The sequence below is a fragment of the Streptomyces sp. NPDC003042 genome, from assembly GCF_053591315.1.
On sequence record NZ_JBSFTP010000070.1, the window covers coordinates 21,811 to 39,564 of the forward strand.

Annotated in this window: 17 protein-coding genes and 4 pseudogenes; 10 read left to right on the forward strand and 11 right to left on the reverse strand. The window is 70.8% G+C overall.

The genetic code is table 11. The features are described from left to right. Nucleotides 1-46: 46 nt before the first annotated feature. The 6 genes and pseudogenes from ACWDYJ_RS27835 to ACWDYJ_RS27860 all read right to left on the reverse strand — a co-directional run bounded on the left by ACWDYJ_RS27835 (nucleotide 47) and on the right by ACWDYJ_RS27860 (nucleotide 5,470). Nucleotides 47-1,126, reverse strand: coding sequence for a sensor histidine kinase (locus ACWDYJ_RS27835; RefSeq protein ID WP_451568337.1), 1,080 nt, complete (start codon nucleotides 1,124-1,126; stop codon nucleotides 47-49). Beyond that, nucleotides 1,119-1,814 (reverse strand): response regulator transcription factor, encoded by a 696-nt coding sequence (locus tag ACWDYJ_RS27840; protein ID WP_451568338.1) that lies wholly within the window; start codon nucleotides 1,812-1,814, stop codon nucleotides 1,119-1,121. Before ACWDYJ_RS27840 ends, ACWDYJ_RS27835 begins: the two co-directional genes overlap by 8 nt. Before the next feature lie 94 nt (nucleotides 1,815-1,908). Then, nucleotides 1,909-2,604 (reverse strand): annotated as a pseudogene (locus tag ACWDYJ_RS27845) (VanZ family protein); the annotation flags it as partial. Nucleotides 2,605-2,969: 365 nt separating this feature from the next. Continuing rightward, nucleotides 2,970-3,512 (reverse strand): hypothetical protein, encoded by a 543-nt coding sequence (locus ACWDYJ_RS27850; RefSeq protein WP_451568339.1) that lies wholly within the window; start codon nucleotides 3,510-3,512, stop codon nucleotides 2,970-2,972. 174 nt (nucleotides 3,513-3,686) lie between these two features. Next, nucleotides 3,687-4,349: a response regulator gene (locus tag ACWDYJ_RS27855; RefSeq protein ID WP_451568340.1), complete on the reverse strand. Its 663-nt coding sequence runs from the start codon at nucleotides 4,347-4,349 to the stop codon at nucleotides 3,687-3,689. Beyond that, the gene (locus ACWDYJ_RS27860) at nucleotides 4,346-5,470 is read right to left on the reverse strand and encodes a sensor histidine kinase (RefSeq protein WP_451568341.1); all 1,125 of its coding nucleotides are present in this window, start codon (nucleotides 5,468-5,470) and stop codon (nucleotides 4,346-4,348) included. Before ACWDYJ_RS27860 ends, ACWDYJ_RS27855 begins: the two co-directional genes overlap by 4 nt. Before the next feature lie 255 nt (nucleotides 5,471-5,725). On the opposite strand from ACWDYJ_RS27860, the gene ACWDYJ_RS27865 reads away from it, so the two are divergent. Beyond that, a complete protein-coding gene (locus tag ACWDYJ_RS27865; protein ID WP_451568342.1) occupies nucleotides 5,726-6,193 on the forward strand; it encodes a DUF6223 family protein in 468 nt (155 codons plus the stop codon). A 22-nt stretch (nucleotides 6,194-6,215) separates the two neighbouring features. Further along, nucleotides 6,216-6,368: pseudogene (locus ACWDYJ_RS27870) on the forward strand (LysR family transcriptional regulator); the annotation flags it as partial. Here the strand turns inward: ACWDYJ_RS27870 and ACWDYJ_RS27875 are convergent. Then, nucleotides 6,353-7,231 carry a LysR family transcriptional regulator gene (locus ACWDYJ_RS27875; RefSeq protein WP_451568343.1) on the reverse strand — a complete coding sequence of 293 codons (879 nt, stop codon included), beginning with the start codon at nucleotides 7,229-7,231 and terminating at the stop codon, nucleotides 6,353-6,355. The pseudogene ACWDYJ_RS27870 and the gene ACWDYJ_RS27875 sit on opposite strands and share 16 nt — an antisense overlap. Nucleotides 7,232-7,398: 167 nt before the next feature. Here ACWDYJ_RS27875 and ACWDYJ_RS27880 point away from each other — a divergent pair. Next, nucleotides 7,399-8,193: pseudogene (locus tag ACWDYJ_RS27880) on the forward strand (EamA family transporter); the annotation flags it as partial. An 18-nt stretch (nucleotides 8,194-8,211) separates the two neighbouring features. Here the strand turns inward: ACWDYJ_RS27880 and ACWDYJ_RS27885 are convergent. Together ACWDYJ_RS27885 and ACWDYJ_RS27890 are read right to left on the reverse strand one after the other, a co-directional pair. Further along, nucleotides 8,212-8,539 (reverse strand): annotated as a pseudogene (locus ACWDYJ_RS27885) (NADPH:quinone reductase); the annotation flags it as partial. Nucleotides 8,540-8,704: 165 nt separating this feature from the next. Then, on the reverse strand, nucleotides 8,705-9,367 hold the full coding sequence (locus ACWDYJ_RS27890; protein ID WP_451568344.1) for a hypothetical protein: 663 nt from the start codon (nucleotides 9,365-9,367) through the stop codon (nucleotides 8,705-8,707). A gap of 253 nt (nucleotides 9,368-9,620) precedes the next feature. Between ACWDYJ_RS27890 and ACWDYJ_RS27895 the strand changes: the two genes are divergently transcribed. The 4 genes from ACWDYJ_RS27895 to ACWDYJ_RS27910 all read left to right on the forward strand — a co-directional run bounded on the left by ACWDYJ_RS27895 (nucleotide 9,621) and on the right by ACWDYJ_RS27910 (nucleotide 12,748). After that, nucleotides 9,621-9,941, forward strand: coding sequence for a hypothetical protein (locus ACWDYJ_RS27895; RefSeq protein ID WP_451568345.1), 321 nt, complete (start codon nucleotides 9,621-9,623; stop codon nucleotides 9,939-9,941). Between the two features lie 1,006 nt (nucleotides 9,942-10,947). After that, nucleotides 10,948-11,766: a lipase family protein gene (locus ACWDYJ_RS27900; RefSeq protein ID WP_451568346.1), complete on the forward strand. Its 819-nt coding sequence runs from the start codon at nucleotides 10,948-10,950 to the stop codon at nucleotides 11,764-11,766. Nucleotides 11,767-12,053: 287 nt separating this feature from the next. Further along, nucleotides 12,054-12,284, forward strand: coding sequence for a hypothetical protein (locus ACWDYJ_RS27905; protein WP_451568347.1), 231 nt, complete (start codon nucleotides 12,054-12,056; stop codon nucleotides 12,282-12,284). A gap of 227 nt (nucleotides 12,285-12,511) precedes the next feature. Beyond that, on the forward strand, nucleotides 12,512-12,748 hold the full coding sequence (locus ACWDYJ_RS27910) for a hypothetical protein (protein WP_451568348.1): 237 nt from the start codon (nucleotides 12,512-12,514) through the stop codon (nucleotides 12,746-12,748). A gap of 175 nt (nucleotides 12,749-12,923) precedes the next feature. On the opposite strand, the gene ACWDYJ_RS27915 is transcribed toward ACWDYJ_RS27910, so the two are convergent. Continuing rightward, nucleotides 12,924-13,508 (reverse strand): hemopexin repeat-containing protein, encoded by a 585-nt coding sequence (locus tag ACWDYJ_RS27915; protein WP_451568349.1) that lies wholly within the window; start codon nucleotides 13,506-13,508, stop codon nucleotides 12,924-12,926. Between the two features lie 193 nt (nucleotides 13,509-13,701). Next, nucleotides 13,702-14,202, reverse strand: coding sequence for an endonuclease/exonuclease/phosphatase family protein (locus ACWDYJ_RS27920; RefSeq protein ID WP_451568355.1), 501 nt, complete (start codon nucleotides 14,200-14,202; stop codon nucleotides 13,702-13,704). Between the two features lie 44 nt (nucleotides 14,203-14,246). Here ACWDYJ_RS27920 and ACWDYJ_RS27925 point away from each other — a divergent pair, with 44 nt between their 5' ends. The 3 genes from ACWDYJ_RS27925 to ACWDYJ_RS27935 all read left to right on the forward strand — a co-directional run bounded on the left by ACWDYJ_RS27925 (nucleotide 14,247) and on the right by ACWDYJ_RS27935 (nucleotide 17,460). Next, on the forward strand, nucleotides 14,247-14,570 hold the full coding sequence (locus ACWDYJ_RS27925; protein ID WP_451568350.1) for a hypothetical protein: 324 nt from the start codon (nucleotides 14,247-14,249) through the stop codon (nucleotides 14,568-14,570). A gap of 236 nt (nucleotides 14,571-14,806) precedes the next feature. Then, nucleotides 14,807-15,415 carry a ferredoxin gene (locus ACWDYJ_RS27930; RefSeq protein ID WP_451568351.1) on the forward strand — a complete coding sequence of 203 codons (609 nt, stop codon included), beginning with the start codon at nucleotides 14,807-14,809 and terminating at the stop codon, nucleotides 15,413-15,415. Between the two features lie 266 nt (nucleotides 15,416-15,681). Beyond that, entirely contained in the window at nucleotides 15,682-17,460 is a 1,779-nt protein-coding gene (locus ACWDYJ_RS27935; protein WP_451568352.1) for a serine/threonine-protein kinase, read from the forward strand. Nucleotides 17,461-17,754 lie beyond the last annotated feature (294 nt).

Consider the following 17,754-nt stretch of genomic DNA (forward strand, 5'->3'; position numbering starts at 1 on the left):
ACCATGTCCCGTCAACGATCCAGTAGGCCCCCCTCGGGGACGATGCCTACGGCGTGCCGGGAAGCCGGACCGTGACGAGGAGACCGCCGGCGGGGCGGGGGACGATGTCGAGGGTCCCGTCGTGGGCGCGGACGATGCTGTGCACGATGGCCAGGCCGAGGCCGGCGCCGACGTGCTCGTCGGTGCGTACGCGTTCCGTTCCGCGCTGGAAGGGTTCGGTGAGGGTCGGCACCAGTTCCGGTGGGAGCGGATGACCCGTGTTCTCGACCCGCACCACGCTCGCGTCGCCCTGCGCTTCGGTGTGGACCGTCACGGTGCCGCCGGCGGGGAGGTTGTGGACGATGGCGTTCTGGACGAGGTTCGTCACCATCCGCAGCAGGAGCTCCGCGGAGCCGCTGGTCCGTGTCGCCCCGCCGGTGACGTCGAGCGTGATCCCGCGCTGTTCGGCGAGGGGGAGCAGGGTTTCGGCGGCCTCTTCGGCGACGAGGGAGAGGTCGACGCTCTCGCGGGTGAAGTTCCCGCGGTCGCTGCGGCTGAGCAGCAGGAGGGCCTCGGTGAGGTCGATCGCGCGCGTATTGACAGCCCGCAGGCGTTCGAAGAGTTCGTCCTGGTCCCGCGTCGGGTCCCTGCGGGCGACGTCGAGCAGCGTCTGCGAGATGGCCAGCGGGGTGCGCAGTTCGTGGGAGGCGTTCGCGGCGAACCTCCGCTGTTCGGCGACGTGCGACTCGAGCTGTTCGAGCATGGTGTCGAACGCGTCGCCGAGTTCACGGAATTCGTCCTGGCGGCCTTCCATGCGGATCCGGTGGGACAGCGATCCGTTCCCGGCCATCCGTGCCGCGGCCGTGATCTGTGTGAGCGGTGCGAGCATCCGCCCGGCGAGGATCCATCCCCCGACGAGGCCGAACACGAGCAGGAAGACCATCGCCACGGCCGCGGCGGGGGCGAAGGTGCGCACAAGGAGGTAGCGGTTGGGCGAGATCCCGAGCAGGCCCTTGGGGGTGTCGGGTACGTAGCGCAGCAGGAAGACCCACACCACGGTCAGCAGCAGAGCGCCGGCGACGGCGAGGAACCCGGCATAGCTGAGGGTGAGTTTCAGTCGGACGCTGAGCCCTGGGCGTCTATGCATGCGTACTGCCGGGGCGGGTGGCGTCGGGGCCGGTGTCGATGCGGTAGCCGACGCCGGGCACCGTGGCGATGATCCATGGTTCGCCGAGCCGTTTGCGCAGTGCGGAGACCGTGATGCGCACGGCGTTGGTGAAGGGGTCGGCGTTCTCGTCCCAGGCCCGTTCCAGCAGCTCTTCGGCGCTGACGACCCCGCCCTCGGCGGCGACGAGGACTTCCAGCACGGCGAACTGTTTGCGGGTGAGCGCGACGTAGCGTCCGTCGCGGAAGACCTCCCGGCGGAAGGGGTCGAGCCGCAGGCCCGCGATCTCGCGTACCGGGGGCCGGGCGTACGCGCGTCTGCGGTCGAGCGCCCTCAGCCGCAGGACGAGCTCCCGCAGCTCGAACGGTTTGGTGAGGTAGTCGTCGGCGCCGAGCCCGAACCCGGAAGCCTTGTCGTCGATCCGGTCGGCAGCGGTGAGCATGAGGATCGGGATGCCGCTGCCGGAGGCGACGATGCGTCGGGCGACCTCGTCGCCGGAGGGGCCGGGGATGTCGCGGTCGAGGACCGCGAGGTCGTAGGAGTGGACGCTGAGCAGTTCCAGGGCGGAGTCGCCGTCGCCGGCGATGTCGGCGGCGATCGCCTCCAGCCGCAGACCGTCACGGACGGCTTCGGCCAGGTAGGGCTCGTCCTCCACGATCAGTACGCGCATGTCCGAAGCTTAGGCAGCACGACATATCGCCGACGTACGCGAAAACGTGAGCACACAGGCCACGCGACTCGCCTGCCGGTGCCGGTGCCGGTTCCGGTGCCGGCGCGGGGCGAGGCTGGTCCGACGGCGCTTCCGCCGTTGTGCGCCACCAGCGGCGCGACGCCAGGCCGGCCAGCACGGCGCCGGCGGCGTTGACCAGTACGTCGTCCACGGAGGACACCCGGTCCAGCCGCAGGACGTACTGTGCGGTTTCGACCAGGACCGAGCAGCCCGCCCCGAGCGCCAGGATCCGCGGCACGGACGCCAGCGCTGCGAACCGCATCGGGGCGAAGAACCCCAGCGCCGCGAAGACCAGCAGGTTGCCGACGATCCCGAGCGGCCCCATCGTGATCAGGTCTCGCAGCGGTACCAGGCTCACCCGGGCGGGGACGATGCCGGCCCCGGCGCCCGGCATCATGGTCATCCACAGGAACGGCACCGTCCCGTGGACCATGCCCACCTCGGCCAACGACATCCGCCACGCCGATGTGACGCCTGCGGCTCGCCGACGGCGCGCCAGAACCCACACCACCAGCGCGGCCAACGGCAGCGCGACCAACGTCATGAGCACCACACCGTTGAACGTGTCGAAGCAGCCGTGCCACCGCCCGGCCATGCACCTCGGAGCGGACATCATGAGCGGCCCCCGCACGGCGAACAGGGCGCCTGCCAGGCCGAGGATCGCCAGGCTGAGGAGCACGATCCCGCGCGTGCGGCGGGGCGGTGCTGACACGGATGCGTTGTGGCTCATGCCCCCATGGGAGACGGAGGGCCGTTGCGGTGGCGTATGCGATTTCCGATACGCCCGCGATACACGCGATCCCCGGCATCACCGGCGCGGCCCCGGCTGCTGAACCCTGTGGGCGTCGCGCAGCAGGTCGGGTGCCAATCGGCGGTGCACGGCGGACAGCGGCGACCAGATGCGTGCCGCGATCGGCCGGTCGTAGCGGACGATGGTGGCCAACGACGCCTGTTGCCCGCGACGTCTTCGAACGCCGCGCGGGCCCACAGCTCCGGTGACCTGTGTGAGGCGTCATGCGTGACCAGCGTGAAGACGTCGATGTAGTCGTGGTCGGCCGGGCCGAGTGCACGGATCGCTTGCGCAAAGCCGTGGTGCTAAGCCGCGGGCCCCCTGAGGCGGCGGCCGGGCGCGGCATCCAGGACGGCCCACACGCGACGGCCGTCGTCGGCGAGGTCGTCGCCGCAGCTGTCCACCGTCGCCAGCGCCTGGAGCTCGGCGAAGACATCGCCCTCGGGCACGGACCCGGCCTGGTGGCTGAGCGCGACCACGAGGATCTTGTCCGCCTGGTCACCGAGGTGCAGGCTGACGCGGCGACCGCCGTCCCGCACGGCTGCCTCGACCAGGAACCGCACGGCAGCCTCCAGATCCTGCTCGTCCAGTCCCGGGTGGCCCCAGCCTCGGACCGTCTCCAGGGCCTGGCCCGCGGCCTTCTGCGCTGCCCACTCGTCCGCTCGGAAGGTCAGGGCCGCGGTCTGCCGGTTCCTGATCCGCATACGCGGGCGGGGCAGGCTCGGCTGGGCGGTCTGCCTCGTGGGCGGCTGGGGCCGGGGGGCTTGCACCGGCTTCTTCTGCGGCGGCGGCGTCTTCGGCGGGTACGACGGCGGGACCTTGGGCCCCTTGGCCTCCGGAGTGGTCAACTCGTCCTCCCGAACGAAATCGTGCGGCTCTGCTCCATCCTGGCAGTCCCCCTCGGAGGCAGGGGGCGAAACCAGGGCTTCTTCCCATGAGTCGGCCCTCGCGGGCCCCACTCCTGGTGACGCCGCTGTGCGCGACGGCATCGCGGACTGTACGGCTGCCGACGGGTGAGCACGTCAGCGGTTGCGCGGCGCCACCAGGCCCGATTCGTAGGCCAGGATCACGAGTTGGGCGCGGTCGCGGGCCCGGAGCTTGGTCATGGCCCGGTTGATGTGGGTTTTCGCGGTCAACGGGCTGATCACCATGTGGTCGGCGATCTCGCCGTTGGTCAGGCCCTGCGCGACCAGGGCGACGGCCTCGCGTTCGCGGTTGGTCAGCTCCTCGAGCCCCCTGGCGGCGGCTGTGTGGAGCGGCTGGGTGACGTACCGGTTGATCAGCTTGCGCGTGATCGACGGTGCGAGCAGGGCGTCGCCGCGCGCGGCGACCCGCACAGCGTGCAGGAAGTCCTCCGGCTCGATGTCTTTGACGAGGAATCCGGCGGCGCCGGCCCGCAGCGCGTCGAAGACGTATTCGTCGAAGCCGTAGTTGGTCAGGATGACGACGTGCACCTGGGCCAGGGCCGGGTCCGCGGCGATGCGCCGGGTCGCCTCGATGCCGTCGACGACCGGCATCCGGATGTCGATGAGCGCGACGTCGGGCAGGTGCTGCCTGGCGAGCGCCACGCCCTCCTGCCCGTCGGAGGCCTCGGCCACCACCTCGATGTCGTCCTCCATGTCGAGGAACGCGCGGAATCCGCTGCGCAGGAGCGGCTGGTCGTCCACCAGCAGGACACGGATCACGGCGTCCGCTCCACGGGGAGTTCGGCCTGAACGGTGAAGCCGCCCCCGGCGCGCGGCTGCGCGCGCAATCGGCCGCCGAGGGCGGTGACGCGTTCGCGCATCCCGAGGAGCCCGACGCCGGGCACCGGGGCGGCGTCCGCGGCGGCCTTGCCGTCGTCGTCGACGCGTACGGCGAGGGCGTCCGGACGGTAGTCGATCCGGACCGACGCCGCGGCGGCGTCGGCGTGCCGGGCGACGTTGGTGAGCGACTCCTGAACGATCCGGTAGGCGGTCCGGCCCACCGCCGCCGGCACGTCGCGTTGTTGCCCCTCGACCGTCAGCGTCGCGTCCAGGCCGGCCGTACGGGCGCGCTCCACCAGGTCCTTGACGTCGTCGAGCCCGTACGGCGGGGTCGTGGCGTCGTCGCGCAGCGCCTCCAGCGTCGCCCGCAGTTCCCGGGACGCCTCGCGGCCGGCCTCCCGGATCGCCAGCAGGGCCTCCGGTACCTCTTCGCCCCGCTTGCGCGCCACGTGCACGGCGGCTTCGGACTGCACCTTGATGACCGAGATCTGGTGGGTGAGCGAATCGTGCAGCTCCCGCGCGATGTGCAGCCGCTCCTCGTCCGCGCGGCGCCGCGCGGTCTCCTCCCGGGTGCGCTCGGCTTCGTCCGCCCGCCGCTCGGCCTGCCGCAGCGCTTCCCCCGCGGCGCCGGCGGCGACCAGCCAGGCAATCTCGAGCGCGCCCCTGGCCTGCGCGAACGCCTCGCCCATGTCGCGGAGGGAGGCCAGGGCCGCGAGCGGGAGAGCGGCCAGCAGGAGCACTGACGCCACCACCGTGACGATGCGGTGCCCCTCCCGCACGGCGGCGTACACCGCGAACAGGAACGCGACGGCAGGCACATCGAGACCGGCCGCCTGGTAACCCACCGCGCACAGCCCGGTGACGGCCAGGACGGGAACCGGAGCCCGGCGGCGGGCGGCCAGCGCCAGGCCGCCGGCCGCCAGCAGCGCGTAGCCGAGCAGGTCGAGGTCCGTGCCGGAGTGCTGCCCGGACAGGCCGGTGACCAGCAGCGTCGCCGCCACGCCGACGGCGATCGCCCAGTCTCTGACATCGGCCCGGACACCGAACCGTCCTGTGCTCATGCGCGCACCCTAGCCGGATGCCGCCGCGGGCGAATCCTGCTCGCGGACGAGCGGCCGCCTACCGCGCACGCAGTACCTTCGCGGCGCCTGCCGCATCCGCAGCAGCCGGGTGCTCCGTCGGCGGCAGCGCGAAGTGCATCCGTCCGCGGGACGACCGCGGGTGTGCCCCGCGACATGCTCAGGAGACATCCGTACCTCGGGAGACATCCGTACCTCGGGAACGAGACGCACGAAAGACGAAATGAGGAGAGACACATGAGCGCATCAGGAACCCTGACGCCGGTCGGACGGGTACGTGCGGTGGCCGCAGCCGCCCTGCTCGGGGTGGTCGTGCTCGCCGCGCCGGCGGCCGCGCACGCCTCGGTCCAGCCGGTGGCCGCAAGCGTCTACACCGTGAGCGCCGGGCGAATCGGAGCCTCGTCGGCCGCCGTGCTGGGGCTGATCGGCATGGTCATCGGTGGGCTGGCTCTGGCCCGCCCAGCTGGTCGTTTCGGCGTTGAATCCGGGCGACTCGGAGCCACTGTGGCCCTGGCGGCGGGGCTGATCGCCATGGCCCTCGGTGGGCTGGTCGTGGCCACCTCCGACGGTGGCCTGGGCACCGGCAACGGGCTGGGCGGGGCCTTCGTGGCCCTGGTGGTGGGGGTGATCAGCACGGTTCTCGGCGGACTGGCCCTGGCCCGCTCCCGCCGCGGCGCCGCACCCTCCAGCCCGCAGGCCCGCTGACCCGGCCGGACGTGGCATCGCACTGCGCCTCGTCCCCATCCCCGCCGTCCCGGCCCTCCACGCGGGATGGGCCGTCCGGCGCTGGGACGCGCTTTCCCCGCCGGCCCGAACCTTCGCCGACACCGTCGCCCGCAACTGTGGGCAATACCCGGTGGCGGATCAGTTCTCGCGGTAGAGGTCGAGGGCGAGGGCGACGGCGGCGTGGGTGGCGGGGTGGGGGTCCTGGCGGCGCCAGATGAGGTGGACGGGGACGGGATCGGCGTCGCGCAGAGGGCGGTAGGTGATGCCGTCGCGGCGGTACTGAGCGGCGGTGGCCTGGGGGGTGACGCCGACGCAGCGGCCGGTGGCGATGGCGGCGAGCCAGTCGTCGATGTCGTGGGTGTACTCGGCGGTGGGCCGTTCGTCTTCGGGCCACAGGTCCAGGGTGGTGGTGCCGGTGCGGCGGTCGATGGCGAGGGTGCGGCCGGGGATCTCGCCCATGCGGATGCTGCGGCGGCGGGCCCATGGGTCGTCGGAGGCGAGGGCCAGGTAGCGCAGTTCGTGGCCGACGAGGGCGTGTGACCAGGGCTTGAGGTCGAGTGGGGCGCGGATGACCGCGAGGTCGCAGAGCCCCTCGGCGAGCCCGCCGGTGGAGGAGTTGTGGCGGATGAGGCGGAGTTCGGTCTCGGGATGGCTGTGGTGCCAGCGGCGCTGGAATTCGGTGGTGTGACGGCCGAAGGCGGACCAGGCGTGGCCGATGTGCAGGCGGCTGTAGCCGGCGGAGGCTTCGGTGACGAGTTCGTCGGCGCCGGCGAGCAGCGGGCGTGCGCGCGCGAGAACCTGAACGCCCGCGGTGGTGGGCGCGACCGTGCGGCTGGTGCGGTGCAGCAGCCGCACCCCGAGGAACTTCTCCAGGGCGAGCAGGTTCCGGGAGACGGCGGCCTGGGAGATGCCCAGTTCCAGGGCGGCGTCCGTGAAGCTGCCGGTGTCGACGATGGCGACCAGGCAGCGCAGGTGCTTCAGGTCCAGCCCGGCGGAGTTCCCTCGGTGCGTATCCATACGCTCAGCGTATCGATAGTGCGGTGGATGCATTTTGCGTATACCCGGGGAGGCCGCACGGTGGGGGGATGACGCCGAAGACCTCACATGACGCCGGGCAGGCCCTCGCCGCTGCCGACGGCAGTACACCCGGCCGCGGCGGGAACCGCCGGGGCGGGGTGGCGTTGATGCTGGGCAGCGGGCTGTCCAATCAGGTCGGGGCATCGGTGGCGGCGCTGGCGTTCCCGGTGATCGGCCCGGTGGGAGTGGTCGCGGTCCGCCAGTGGGTGGCCGCCGGAGTGCTGTGGGCGGCCGGCAGGCCGCGCCTGCGGTCGTTCACCGCAGCGCAGTGGCGGCCCGTGCTGGCGCTGGCGCTGGTGTTCGCCGTGATGAACCTGTCCCTGTACACGGCCATCGACCGCATCGGGCTCGGGCTGGCTGTCACGCTGGAGTTCCTCGGCCCGCTGACGGTGGCGCTGGCAGGCTCCCGCCGCCGGATCGACGCGCTGTGCGCGCTGGCCGCCGCGGTCGCCGTCGTCGTGCTCGCCCGCCCCTCTCCCTCCGCCGACTACCTCGGCATCGGCCTGGCGTTGCTGGCCGCGGCGTGCTGGGGCTGCTACATCCTGCTCAACCGCACCGTCGGCCGGCGCCTGCCCGGTCTGGAGGGCTCGGCTGCCGCCGCGGCCGTCTCCGGCGCGCTCTACGTCCCCGTCGGCGCCCTGGTGCTCTGGCAGCATCCCCCCACCCCTGCTGCCCTCGCCTGCGCGCTGGCCGCCGGAGTGCTGTCCTCGGCGGTGCCGTTCCTCTCGGATCTGCTCGCACTACGGCGTGTCCCGGCGCACTTCTTCGGCGTGTTCATGAGTGTCAACCCGGTCTTCGCCGCTCTGGTCGGTCTCATCGTGCTGGACCAGCACCTCGACGTGGCCGCGTGGGCCGCCATCCTGGTGATCGTCGGCGCGAACGCCGTCGCCGTCACGGCGGCCTCCCCCGGTCAGGCCCGTCCGGGGGATGGTGACCAGGGTGCGGCCTCGGCCGCCGGTGTTGACGTGGTCGTGCGCCTTGGCGATCTCCTCCAGCGGGAAACGGGCGCCGGCGGCGGCAGCGGCAGTGAGGTCGCGGGCGGTCTGCCGTCCGGCCTCGGCGGGGAAGTCGTCGCTGTCGAGCGGGCGGAGGGTGACGTTGTTGAACAACAAGCGGCCAGAAGGGGATTTCGGTCCGGTCGGCGCGGGTGGCGTAGGCGGCGATGACCGCGTCGTTCGCGGCGACGGCGCGGTCCAGGTCGGCGTTGTCGGACAGGGCCGGTGCTCGCTCCCGTACTGGCGTTGATGGACTGGAGCCGGGGCGGCGGCCACCACAGGTGCGCGGGGGCGAAGTACCGCACCGGGATACGTACTTCTGCCCGACCCAGGCCCCCGACAACGGCGAAGGCCGCGTTCCGCAGCAGTGCGGGACGCGGCCTTCGCGGTACGCGGTACGCGGTACGCGGTACGAGGCTCAGTAGCGCGGGCGCCCGAAGTAGGCGCCGGACTTGGCGAGGCCCACGATGACCCAGATGCCGAGGCCGAGACCGACCACGGCCAGGAGCAGGGAGAGCATGGCACCGCCGACCGGGGTCTGCCCGCCGGAGCTGAGCGTGGCCAGGTTGACGAGCAGGCTGAGGCCGCTGAAGAAGACCTGCAGCGAGCCGTAGACGATGCCGGAGACACGCACTCCCCCGCGGCCCTTGCTCATCTTGGCGGCCGTGAGGATGGGCCACAGGGACACGCCGATGGCGAAGGCGCCCACGGCGATGATCACACCGCCGGCGAAGGTGCCCGCATCGCTCGCCGAAGAGCTGGACGACGACTCCGAGAAGGCCGTGGCGAAGACCGCGCCGAAAAGGATGACGAGCAGGCCGCCCAGCACCTGCAGGCCGCCCAGGATGAAGAGGATGACGCGCGCGGCCTTCGCGCCGCCGGGCATCTCGACCGGCGCCCCCGGATACCCGGCGCCCGGGTATCCGACCGGTCCCGCGGGGTACCCCTGCTGCTGCGGGTAGGCGTAACCGCCCTGCGGTGGAACGCCCTGCGGGGCCTGCTGGGGGTAGCCGTAGCCGGGCTGGCCCTGGGGGGCCTGGGGCTGCTGTCCGTACGGATTGTTGGGGTCGCCGAAGCTCATCTTGGGGTTTTCCTCCATGGAAGTGCGGGGACGCACGGCAACGCGCGCGGGGAAACCCCGCAACTGGCGGTCCGCCCCCCGGCACTGCCCGCGGCACTCTTTCAGTGCATCGTCGTCCGACCGGCGAGGTCTTGTCCAATTCGCCGCCATGCCAGAGGCCGCCGATGCCGCGTCAGCTGACGCCGACCGTTGTGACACGGCCATATGGTCGCAGAAACGCATGACGGCCCGACCGGCCGGTCACTCTGTCACCATGACCGACTCCCCGAGAACCTCCCCGAGTACCCCCTCGCCATCGGCCGACGAGCAGGTGGTCGAACGCCTCGTGCCGGTATGGCTGGCAGAGGCCACACGCAACGGCTCGCCCACGGCCGAGGAGGCCGGCCGTGACTGGGCCCGGCGTCGCCTGTCCTCCGAAGCCGCCCGGGAACTCGCCGACTGGGTCACCGCCCGCGTCACCGATACGGCGTTCAACCAGGACAAGCGGCCCAGCTCCGACGGACCGCCCCGCATCACTGTCGCCGACAAGGCGGCCGTGCACCGGTGGCTCGCCGCTCAGGGACACGACACGTAGACCTCTCCACGAGCCCCCACCAAGGTCGTCGAACGCCCGGCGGCGGCTACCCTCGGAGCCGCAAGGCGGCGACTCGGGGAGCAGGCACATGAACCACACACTGAACCGGAATCTCATTCCGATACGGGATCGGGATCGGGACCGCAGGTGGCGGCGGCCGCCGTCCGCGCGCTGACGGAGCTGGCGCGGAGCGGCCGGACGGGGTCGAGCTCCTCGACGGTTTCACCGACGCCGAGTTGGACGGATGGCCCGTCCCCGTCCCGGAGGAGGTCCGGGTCGTGCTGCGGGAGATCGGCGGGGTGGAGACCGAGGACCACGAGTACCGCTTCGGGCCGCGCGGCCGCGCGTTGTTCGATGACGGCTACTGGACCCTCGGTGAGCTGGACTTCGGCGAGGGCTCACTGATCGTCGGGGGCGGGTCGGGCGGCTGGGGGGCCGTCGTGGCGGTCAGGACGCGGGGGACGACGCGGAGGTCACCGTCGACGTGGCCGAGGGGACGGACACCGGACGCGTCGCGCTCGTCGGTCGCGGGGACTCGCTCACCGATCTCGTCGACCTGCGCGCCCTGCCCGGCTACCCCTGCGCGGTGGGGTGCAGACGTGCCCGCAAGGGGCGCAGCGCATCCAGACCATGGTGGGCGCGACCACCGGCTTGTAGAGCAGATGCTGCGAACAGTCGCCGGTCGGCAGCACGGAGATGTCGGGGGCGGAGCAGAGCGGGCAGGCGTCGTACAGCAGACGCGGCGGGTGCGGCGTGGGCACGGGCGGCGCTGTGCCGGGAGTGGCCGTGACGATCGGCGTGGTGGACATGTCCGGCATCTGGGGGACCGGCGGGATCGTTTCCCGGTGAATCGAGCCGTCCGAGCGGGTGAGTTCGTGACGTCACCCTGTCCGGGCCGTGCCGGGGCGGGCTACAGAACCTCATGAGGGCGGGCCTGCCCGCGCTCGCATGTCGCCGCGCGCCGCGCACGTACCCGTACCCGTACCCCGTCTGAGAGGAACTTCCTGTGCCTCGACCTGTGATCGACCACCGTGTCAAGGGCTACAGCCTCGCGCACGCCTACAGTCTCGCCCAGGTGGCTGATCTCGCTTACAAGCCAGAGCCCGCCATCGAGGAAACGGCCGAGCAGTGGGGCTTTGCCAAGGTCCGCCATCACCACACCCGGTTCAGCCCGCCGTTCCCGCTCCAGGACACCCAGGCCTTCACCATGGCCAGCGATGAAATGATCATCACCGCGTTCCGGGGGACCGAGCCGGCTCAGATCCGCGACTGGCTCTCCGACGCGACGACCCCACCCTGGCCGGGTCCCGCGAAGACCGGCTACATCCACTACGGATTCGGTGAAGCCCTCGAATCGGTCTACCCCGACGTGCGGGACTCCATCGACGAGTTCCGCACCAACGGGCAGAGCGTGTGGCTGACCGGCCACAGTCTCGGCGGTGCCCTCGCCATGCTCGCGGCCGCCCGCCTCCACCTCGAAGAGCCCGGACTCACCGCGGACGGCGTCTACACCTTCGGCCAGCCGCGCACCTGCGACCGCCTTCTCGCCGCCGCCTGCAACAAGGGCCTGGCCAAACGAATCCACCGCTTCGTCAACAACAACGACATCGTCCCCCAGCTCCCGCCCGAGCCCGCCTACACCCACGTCGACACGCTGCGCTACATCGACGCCTCGGGGAAGGTCCGTGAGTCGATGACGCTGCTGGGAGGTCTGGCCGACCGGGCGAAGGGGCTGACGGCCGACCCGTTCGCGCCGGCCGGCGACGGCGTGCGCGACCACTCGATCGCCAAGTACATCGCAGCGCTGAAGAGCAACCTCAACTGAGCGCCGGCCGCCTTCCGACCGCGGCCGGCACCGAGTCCGTGCCCGTGCCGCCCACCCGACGTGGGCGGCTTCGGGGCTACGACGGCGAGCGGCCCGCGTGCGGGGCTGCTCCGATGCGGAGCTGGAGCCCGGCTGGAGGCGGCAGCCGAGCCCGCTGGAGAACAGGCCTTGGCCCGACGCGTCAAGAGGCCGCCCCGTCACACGGGGCGTGGCTGATCCCCGCCGGGCGGGGCCGCGTGTTCTGCTTGGGCGACAGACCGTGATGTTCAGCCGACCGGGAGGTGGCGATGGGATTTCTCGACCGGGCCAAGGAGCAGGCCCATGACGCTCTCAACCAGGGCAAGGCCAAGGTGGACGAGGTTCAGCAACAGCGCGCGGGCAACGACTTGCTGAAGAAACTCGGAGCGGCGTACTACGCGGAGCGCCGTGGAAGTGGTACGCCGCAGGGAACGCAGGAGGCTCTGGCCGCGTTGGAGGCTCACATCAGCGCCCATGGGGACCACTTCCTCCGCGGGTGATACGACGCCGTCCGCGGCGCGCGCTCCGTCCTCCAGCCCTCACCATCCGGGTGTGGTGACGGGCGACGGCACGGCGCCCCTCACCTGCCGCCCCGCCGGACGGCGCGGGCGGCAGGTGAGGGCGGCAGGTGAGGGGCGGGCGCAGCCGGCCCGGATATGACCGCCGGCGGACTTTCCCCTTGGCCGGCCGGGCGTACCGGCGGCCGTGGCGTGGAACCGATCTCTGCATGACCGAAAGTGCGAGCCCATACATCTCGAAACCACGGGTCACCGTGCTGCCAGTGCAGCCCGGGGATCCGCCCTTCCGCATCGTGGAGATCGACGGGGAGGTAGCGGGTGCGGCAACATCCATGACGGACGTGCTCCTGACCGCCGCGGCTGCGGGCGTCACGGTCCGCGACCTCGATGATCCGGGCGTGGTCCGCTGGGTGGGCGGCGGCAAGTACGCGTGGAGGTTGCACTAGGCACCAACCCTCGCCCCCGCCGCGCCCGGACCGCGCGACGGGGCCGAGGCACTCCTCCCACCCGCGGTCCTGACTCGGCACGGGTGATCTGCCGGGAAGAGAGCGAGATCACCCGCATGTCGTGGCCCGACCGGCGGTCCGTCAGTCAAGGCGGACCGGGCAGTCGGGGACCCCGCTAGGGCATGCCGGGCCAGTTGCCGGCGATCGGCTTGGGGTAGCCGGCGTCGACCTTGTCGGCCGCGATGTCATATCGCACGTACTCGGACCCGCGGAAGAAGTACGCCTTGCCGTTGTTCCACACCACCCCGCCGTCGAGGTCCGATGCCCACAGCCCCGGCCAGTTGCCGGCGATCGGCTTGGGGTAGCCGGCGTCGAACTTGTCGGCCGCGATGTCGTACCGCATGTACTCGGACCCGCGGAAGAAGTACGCCTTGCCGTTGTTCCACACCACGGAGGCGTCGATGTGGTCCGGGAACAGGCCGGGCCAGTTGCCGGCGATCGGCTTGGGGTAGCCGGCGTCGACCTTGTCGGCCGCGATGTCGTACCGCACGTACTCGGTACCGCGGAAGAAGTACGCCTTGCCGTTGTTCCACACCACGCCGGCATCGACGCGGGATGTGAACAGGCCCGGCCAGTTGGCGGCGATCCGCTTCGGGTAGCCGGGGTCGACCTTGTCGTTGGCGACGTCGTAGCGGTAGTAGTCCCCGCCGTCGAACAGGTACGCCTTGCCGTTGTTCCAGAGCACTGGTGCGGTAACCATCTGCCGAACACCTCCTGAGTGTCGCGGTCACGTTTCGGGCTTGCCCCGACAACGTTCCACACCCCTTCGGCGTGAGGAGGGACCGCCCGCAGCTTGATCGTTCCTGCAATGGACATGACCACCCGCACAGCCGAACGCCGCGGCGGCCGGCCCCGTCCACGACGAGGCCGGCCGGATCCTGCGGCGTCGAGTCTCAGGTGACGTCCACGCTCTCGATGACGACGTGGTGGTCCGAGAAGAGGGTGTCGGTCACGGTGCACCAGCGTCTGGGCTCGCTGCTGAAGATGTAGTCCAGCTTTGCCGTGGACAGGTCGTACGTCGCACGTCCGGTGCGTGCCTTGCCGGTCTGATCGCACTCCTGGTAGCCGGGGGTCCCGGGGCCGGTGGAGTACAGATCGGCAAGGCACGCGGCCGCCCCCGTCCGGTACGGGTTGTCCGGGGGCCGTGAGTTGAAGTCCCCGCCGAAGACGACCCGGGGGAACCCGTTCACGATTGCCTTGATCTGCGTGTACTGCTCGTCCCGGAGGTCCTGGGTGGCGTTCGACGGGTTGGCGCCGATCCGTGTCGCGTGCACGTTGCACAGCCGCACGTTCCAGGAGACCGCGGTCGCACACTGGAACGGAGTCTGCTGGCCCAGTTCCGGCTGGATGACCGGGTACTGCTGAGCACCGGTCAGCTGCCCCTTGACGAGGATGGCCGTCCCGACACGGTCGGCGCGGCACCCGCCAGTACCACGCCATGCGCTACGGCAGCGGCAGCTGGGAAGGCTTCGGCGAGCTGACGGGCCACCTCGGCACCGTCACCGCCAAGTCCGTCGCCGCGGCCACGGTCAACGGTGAACTCCAGGTCGCCGTCACGACCGCCGACGACCGCGTGCTCCACACCATCCGCCACGCCGACCGCACCTGGACCGCCACGACCCCCGTCGAGCTCCAGGGCGTCCCCGGCACCCGTGGCAGCACCGCCATGGCCGGCACCCGCCGTGCGACGTCCCTCTCGTCTGGCCGAGGGGCTCGTGGACCGGCAACACCCTCGTTGGCGGCGAGCGTGTACAGGACATAGGAAGCCGAATTTGGGGCGCTGGGCGCCCCGACATCACCAGGCTCGACCACCTCTCCAGCCAGGACCTAAGTGACTTGGCCTCCTACGAGCAGGCCGTCACTCTGAACCAGATGTACCGGGACGCGGTTCCGCAGGTGCCTACCAACCGGACTGCCAACCCCCGAGTCAAACTGAGCCAGAAGGTCATCGACGCATGGAAGGAAGTAATGTGACCCTTGTGGTGAGGAGGCTCGTTCATGAGTGATACAGACCTCTACTGGGATCTCCTGCCAGCCGTGCGGACGTCACACGGAACGGTTGTGCCAGTCGATGACCCAACACCGTCGGACCTGTCCTTCAGGCTGCCGCCGGCCCAGGAGTATCTCCTGGGGAAGTGGGAGGAACGCAACTGGCGAAATGTTCCGGGCCCCTTCTATGGGGCGCTGACAGACAACTGCTGGACGGGACGACTAGTGGCTCCTGCCCACATCCTGTATGACGACGAGCAGCACAGTATGGAGTTCGTTTATCGCCAGCCCAGGACGGAAGCAGAAACTCACAAGGTTCTGTACGCGGCAGTGAACGACCCTTATGCCGGCTACGCCTGCGACGGGGACGATCATTGGACGCCCGAGTCGGTACGAGCCTGGTGGGCGGACCGCGGACGGCTCGTGTACTGGATAGACCAGGCAGCGGCACGCTGGTCCACCAGTGAGCGTGCGGACGAGCGGGAAATCGTCGACGGTCTGAACTCATACAAGCGGTACATTGAGGGCGAGCTCGCAATCCACCTGAAGGCGTACATTTTCTGGCTTGATCAGCGCAGGACTCCCCTGGATGGAGAAGCCCTGCCTGCCCTCGTCTGACGTGAACTGGTGAGGTATCCCAAAGGGACTCCGAAGGCACTGTGCCTTCGGAGTCCCTTTGCGTTCACTGGTGGCCGCGAGCGTCGGCTATGGCCGGCGTCCGGCCCACGGCGTGGACGGTTGCGTAGCCGTTCGGCGAAACGCGGAGCAGACGCGGCCGGACCGCCCGACCGCGCTTCGTGCCGACGGCGGACGGCCGGACGGCCCGCCGGCCGATGCGCGAACGCCCGCTACGATCTCAACTTCAAGATCACCAGGGGGAATGGATGCCAAACGCCGACCAGCCCATGCTCAGCTCACTCGGACCGAACGATCCGCAGGAGATCGCCGGGTACCGGCTGCTCGCGAAGATCGGCGAAGGCGGCATGGGATCCGTCTACCTCTCCCGGACCCGGGGGAATCAGCCGGTCGCGTTGAAGGTGATCCGTCGGGAGTTCGCCCAGGAGCAGGAGTTCCGGGCCCGCTTCGAACACGAGGTGCAGGCGGCCCGCCGTGTGCAGGGCTACCACATCGTGCCGGTCCTCGACCACGACACCAGCGGCGAGCAGCCCTGGCTCGTCACCGCCTACGTTCCGGGCATGGCGCTCGACGGCGCTCTCACCGCTCACGGCCCGCTGCCGCTGCCCGCCGTGTTCCAGCTGATCGGCTGCACCGCGCAAGCCCTGCAGTCGGTACACACCGCCTCGGTCGTGCACCGCGATCTCAAGCCGAGCAACATCCTGCTCAGTTCGAACGGCCCCTGGGTGATCGACTTCGGTATCGCGCGGGCCACGGACACGACCCAACTCACGCGCAGCGGCGGCTTCATCGGAACCCCGCAGTACATGTCTCCCGAGCACGCGCTGGGCCGGCCGGTCACCCCCGCGACCGACATCTTCGCGCTGGGTCTGATCGCCGCTGTCGTGGCCACCGGCCGCCACCCGTACGGTGACGGCTCGGGCATCTCGATCGCTGCCTCGATAGCCAACACCCCCCAGAAGGCACCGGATCTCAGCGGTTACCCGGACCCGTTGCGTCCCCTGCTGGAACGATGCCTGACCGCCGACGCCGCGCAGCGGCCCCAGCCGGCGGAACTCGCCGAATGGTGCCGGCAGGCAGCGGGCCGGGACCTGCGAGATTTCGCGAACTGGCTGCCCGCACCGCTCACCGCCGACATCACGCGGCGCGAGCTGATGGCGCAGTCACCTCCGCAGTCGCCGACCCCGCCCGCGTTCCAGCCCGGATACACGCCGACCCGGACCGCCGAACCGAACCGGCCCGTTTACGCACCCACCCAGGCATCGGGTCCGGCCCACCCCGCGTACGCGCCGACCCAGGGGCCGACCGGCGGCTCGTACTCCCCGGCATACGGTGCCCCGGCGGCTGCGGCCGTCGCCGCTCCGTCGGGCCCGTCAGCCCCCGCATCCGCAGGCCGCAGCCGCGTACCCCTGGTCGTGGGCGCGGGGGTTCTGGCGGTCGCGCTGGCAGGAGGCATCTGGTACGTCACCAGCGCAGACGGCGACGGCGGCAACGGCGCCCGGAAGAACGCGAGTGACGACAAGAAGAAGACAGCGGACCAGCCGCAGAGCACGGCCCCCACGGCGCAGGCCAGCAGCCCGGCTGCCGGGCCGCAGGCGTCGCCCTACACCGTGGTGTTCAAGGACAAGCCGGTGAAGCTCCTGGCGCCCAGAGAGTTCGGAAAGTTCAACGACGTCGACCTCGACTTCCCGAAGGTGGCCCCGTTCGGCGACATCAGCTGGCGCGACCGGGAGCTGCAGATGGGCTACGAGGACGTCAAGAGCGGAACGTCGTTCGGCAAGAGCACGGGTCCCACCCCTGAACTGTGCGCGACCGCAGCCGCCACCAACCCCATCCCCGAGCGGCTGTCGGGCTCAGACCTCACCGGCGCGGACAGCGCCCTCGTCCAGGGCGACCTGCTGTGCACCGTCACGTCCAAGGGCAACCTCGCCATGGTCAAGATCGTCACTGTCGAGCCGTCGACGCACAAGTTGTACGACGTTCCCACCTACCTCACCGAAGTGACGCTCTGGAAACGTCAGGCGTAGTCGGCTACCCCTGGTCCCTATGCGCGAGGGCCCGCCGCCCGGCGGCGCCGAGCGCGGCCACTGCAGGAGCGGCAGCCTTCTCTCCTTGCTCGGGTCCGGCTCGCGGTAGGCGTCGCCCACGGGCAGCCGGGTGTCTTGCCGGTGGCGGGTGGCTGGATTCCTGCGATATATTTGATCTCGCGCTCGCAGCCGTGGCTGACGGTTGTGGGACTGGCGTTGGTGGTCCAAGGAAAGACACCCCACTTCCCGTGGGGGGATGCAGGTGCAAGGCCTGCCCAGCGCTCGATCAAGGCC

Bases quoted from the DNA above. Each gene is read 5' to 3' on its own strand.
- ACWDYJ_RS27835 (WP_451568337.1), bottom strand. From the start codon at position 1,126: ATGCATAGACGCCCAGGGCTCAGCGTCCGACTGAAACTCACCCTCAGC.
- ACWDYJ_RS27840 (WP_451568338.1), bottom strand. From the start codon at position 1,814: ATGCGCGTACTGATCGTGGAGGACGAGCCCTACCTGGCCGAAGCCGTC.
- ACWDYJ_RS27860 (WP_451568341.1), bottom strand. From the start codon at position 5,470: ATGAGCACAGGACGGTTCGGTGTCCGGGCCGATGTCAGAGACTGGGCG.
- ACWDYJ_RS27865 (WP_451568342.1), top strand. From the start codon at position 5,726: ATGAGCGCATCAGGAACCCTGACGCCGGTCGGACGGGTACGTGCGGTG.
- ACWDYJ_RS27875 (WP_451568343.1), bottom strand. From the start codon at position 7,231: ATGGATACGCACCGAGGGAACTCCGCCGGGCTGGACCTGAAGCACCTG.
- ACWDYJ_RS27890 (WP_451568344.1), bottom strand. From the start codon at position 9,367: ATGAGCTTCGGCGACCCCAACAATCCGTACGGACAGCAGCCCCAGGCC.
- ACWDYJ_RS27895 (WP_451568345.1), top strand. From the start codon at position 9,621: ATGACCGACTCCCCGAGAACCTCCCCGAGTACCCCCTCGCCATCGGCC.
- ACWDYJ_RS27905 (WP_451568347.1), top strand. From the start codon at position 12,054: ATGGGATTTCTCGACCGGGCCAAGGAGCAGGCCCATGACGCTCTCAAC.
- ACWDYJ_RS27910 (WP_451568348.1), top strand. From the start codon at position 12,512: ATGACCGAAAGTGCGAGCCCATACATCTCGAAACCACGGGTCACCGTG.
- ACWDYJ_RS27915 (WP_451568349.1), bottom strand. From the start codon at position 13,508: ATGGTTACCGCACCAGTGCTCTGGAACAACGGCAAGGCGTACCTGTTC.
- ACWDYJ_RS27925 (WP_451568350.1), top strand. From the start codon at position 14,247: ATGCGCTACGGCAGCGGCAGCTGGGAAGGCTTCGGCGAGCTGACGGGC.
- ACWDYJ_RS27930 (WP_451568351.1), top strand. From the start codon at position 14,807: ATGAGTGATACAGACCTCTACTGGGATCTCCTGCCAGCCGTGCGGACG.
- ACWDYJ_RS27935 (WP_451568352.1), top strand. From the start codon at position 15,682: ATGCCAAACGCCGACCAGCCCATGCTCAGCTCACTCGGACCGAACGAT.